This is a genomic window from Bradyrhizobium sp. ORS 375 (assembly GCF_000239775.1).
In the GTDB taxonomy this organism is placed as follows: Bacteria; Pseudomonadota; Alphaproteobacteria; order Rhizobiales; family Xanthobacteraceae; genus Bradyrhizobium.
Window position 1 is genome coordinate 1 of the sequence record NZ_CAFI01000281.1, and the last position, 3,028, is coordinate 3,028.

The window sequence follows — 3,028 nt, forward strand, 5'->3', positions numbered from 1 at the left end:
CGAACAGCCCGCCCAGCCGGTTGATCACCGGCACGACGGCGTCGCCCTCGGCGACGGCAAGCTGCCCGCCCGGGCAAAAATCATTCTGCACATCGATGATGAGCAGCGCATCCTCGTTGGTCTTGATCTGCATCCCTATCCGCACCCGCTTGCCTGAATGGACCCGAGGATGGCCGCAGCCGGCGCCGATCTCAAGCCGGCCCGGCCAAGATTTTGCCAGTGCGGCAAGCCCCTGCAATTCGGAATCCCTGCCCTGCACGGCAGGACTGGAAACGCCGCGGCGATGGTGGTTTCTCTTGGAAGGAGAGATTCGCAAATGCCAACGCTCGTCACACGCCCCGCCACCCGCAGCCTCGAAGGCTGGGCGATCGCTACGCTGCGCGAGGCCGGCGCGATCGTCGAATGCGACGAGCACGGCTGGATGCAGGAGCGCGGCGACCCGCACGCGCTGGCCCGGGCGCGCGATGTGGCGCGCGACGACCCGCCTCGCGGCATCTGCAGTTCGGAAGCGCTCGCGGCGATCGAGGAGGCTCTTGCCGGAATCGGCGATAGCTGTCCTGACTGCTCACCGTCCCGCGAGCCGGAAGAATTGCCACGATTCAAATAAGTGATTCCGCGCCCGCCACATTTCAGCCTAGGCTGATGCCTCGCTCTGGAGAGGTCGTCGTGCTGAAGCGTCCCACCGCGTGGCTGATGCGAAAACCCTGCCAGACCTGCGGCCGGCCGCTGGTGATGCGCGAGGCGACACCTCACGACAAGGGCGAGCGACGCGCGCTGATCTGTCCTGCCTGCGACGGCCCCGATCCGCTGCATTCCCCGAAGGCGCTCGGCTGGACCAGGGGATCGCTGCGGCCGCCGCAGCGGCCGCAGAAGCATTAGCGCGCCAGCTTGCGCTCGACCTTCTTGCGGCTGTTGCCGACCTTCTTGACGGCCGAGGCCGAACGGCCGCTCTTCTTGGCCTCGTAGCGAACTTCGTAGTCCTGACCGCCGGCGACGCGGGCGCGATCCTGCTTGCGTCCGCGTGCCGACTTCGCTGTCGACGTCTTCTTCTTGGCTGCCATGGTGAATCTCCTTGTCAGCGCGCAACGCACGAATCGGCAAAGCAGTTCCGCTGACGACCCAAGGCATCAGTGGGTCACCCCAAATCGAACTTGACGCCCTGCGCCAGCGGCAGGCTGCGGCCATAGTTCACCGTGTTGGTCGCGCGACGCATATAGGCCTTCCATGCGTCGGAGCCGGATTCGCGGCCGCCGCCGGTCTCCTTCTCGCCGCCGAACGCGCCGCCGATCTCCGCGCCGGACGGGCCGATATTGACGTTGGCGATGCCGCAATCGGAGCCGCGCGAGGACACGAACAGCTCGGCCTCGCGCAGATCGTTGGTGAAGATCGACGACGACAGCCCCTGCGGCACGGCGTTGTGCAGCTCGATCGCGGCCGCGAGATCGCGATACGGCATCACATAGAGGATCGGCGCGAAGGTCTCGCGCTCGACCGGCCCGCTTTGCGTGGCGATCTCGACGAGCGCCGGCCGCACGTAGTAGGCCTCTTCGTAGCCGCCGACCGCGACGCGCTCGCCGCCGAACACGCGCCCGCCATGATCTTTCGCCGCGCTCAGCGCGTCCTGCATGGCCTCATAGGCGCCGCGGTCGACCAGCGGACCGATCAAGGTGCCCGGCTGCAGCGGATTGCCGATCGCGACCGAGGCATAGGCCTGCTTCAGGCGCGGCACGAGCTGCTCATAGACGTCAGCATGGACGAACAGACGGCGCAGGCTGGTGCAGCGCTGGCCGGCCGTGCCCATCGCCGCGAACGCCACCGCGCGCAGAGTGAGATCGAGATCGGCCGTGGGCGTGACGATCGCGGCATTGTTGCCGCCGAGCTCGAGGATGGCCCGGGCGAAACGACCCGCGAGGCAGGCGCCGACGACGCGCCCCATCGCCGTCGACCCGGTCGCCGACACCAGCGGCACCCTGGCATCGTCGACCAGCATCTCGCCAACGGCACGCCCGCCCAGCATCAGGCCGGCAAGGCCATCGGGGGCAACGCCGCCCTCGCGCCGATAGCGGGCGAGCGCGCGCGCGAGCAGCGCGTCGGAGGCGAGCGCCGTCAGCGGCGTCTTCTCAGAGGGCTTCCAGACGACGCTGTTGCCGCACACCAGCGCGACCGCCGCATTCCAGGCCCACACCGCCACCGGAAAGTTGAACGCCGAGATCACGCCGGTGACGCCGAGGGGATGCCACGTCTCCATCATGCGGTGCTCGGCGCGCTCGGTCGCAATCGTCAGGCCATAGAGCTGACGCGACAGGCCGACCGCGAAGTCGCAGATGTCGATCATCTCCTGCACCTCGCCGAGCCCCTCGGAGATGATCTTGCCGGCCTCGATCGAGACCAGCCGGCCGAGCGCCGCCTTGTGAGCGCGCAGCTCCTCGCCGAACAGCCGCACCAGCTCGCCGCGCTTCGGCGCCGGCACCAGCCGCCACTGCAGATACGCCTCATGGGCGCGGGCAATCACCGCCGTCGCATCCGCCCTGGTGTCGTCATGCACCTGCGCCAGCACCTCGCCCGTCACCGGTGAACGCGCCGGGCGCGCGCCGCCGCGCAGCCGCTCCGGCGCGACGCCGAACGAGGTCAGGATCTCGGTCGCTTCCGCAGCAAGATTGAGGGGCTTGTGGCTGGGGGACATCTGCAACTCCGTCGTGTCTCTCGCGCCGGTGCGCGCAAAACGGTCATGGGTGGTCACTTGTGAATGCCCCCGTGTAGATCAAATTCCGCGACGGCGCGAGCACCGGGCGCTGTGCAATCGGCCACTTGGCAGTTGTCGTCATGTCCCCGCCAGTTCGGCCTCCCATCACCGGGCACGCCGTCCCGGCTGATCGGGGAGCATCACATGCAGAGCCATCTGGAGCCTGCCGCCGTTTTCACCGTGTCCCACGCGCCTTGCCGCGGCGCTCCCCGAATCCAGGCGCGCAACAGAGCCCCCGCGACGCCGCAGCGCCCGGGCTGGTGATATCGACGGCCCCTCTGAAAC

At 68.4% G+C, this 3,028-nt stretch carries 4 protein-coding genes and 1 pseudogene; 2 read left to right on the forward strand and 3 right to left on the reverse strand.

Translation table 11 applies throughout. From position 1 onward, the window contains the following. Positions 1 to 133 (reverse strand): annotated as a pseudogene (locus BRAO375_RS38615) (isochorismatase family protein); the annotation flags it as partial. 183 nt (positions 134 to 316) lie between these two features. On the opposite strand from BRAO375_RS38615, the gene BRAO375_RS20230 reads away from it, so the two are divergent. Both BRAO375_RS20230 and BRAO375_RS20235 read left to right on the forward strand, forming a co-directional pair. Then, on the forward strand, positions 317 to 607 hold the full coding sequence (locus BRAO375_RS20230; protein ID WP_009029304.1) for a hypothetical protein: 291 nt from the start codon (positions 317 to 319) through the stop codon (positions 605 to 607). A 59-nt stretch (positions 608 to 666) separates the two neighbouring features. Continuing rightward, positions 667 to 879, forward strand: coding sequence for a hypothetical protein (locus tag BRAO375_RS20235; RefSeq protein WP_009029305.1), 213 nt, complete (start codon positions 667 to 669; stop codon positions 877 to 879). On the opposite strand, the gene BRAO375_RS20240 is transcribed toward BRAO375_RS20235, so the two are convergent. Both BRAO375_RS20240 and amaB read right to left on the reverse strand, forming a co-directional pair. Then, positions 876 to 1,061: a DUF3606 domain-containing protein gene (locus BRAO375_RS20240; RefSeq protein WP_009029306.1), complete on the reverse strand. Its 186-nt coding sequence runs from the start codon at positions 1,059 to 1,061 to the stop codon at positions 876 to 878. The two genes, BRAO375_RS20235 and BRAO375_RS20240, sit on opposite strands and share 4 nt — an antisense overlap. Before the next feature lie 74 nt (positions 1,062 to 1,135). Further along, a complete protein-coding gene (amaB, locus tag BRAO375_RS20245) occupies positions 1,136 to 2,683 on the reverse strand; it encodes an L-piperidine-6-carboxylate dehydrogenase (protein ID WP_009029307.1) in 1,548 nt (515 codons plus the stop codon). Positions 2,684 to 3,028 lie beyond the last annotated feature (345 nt).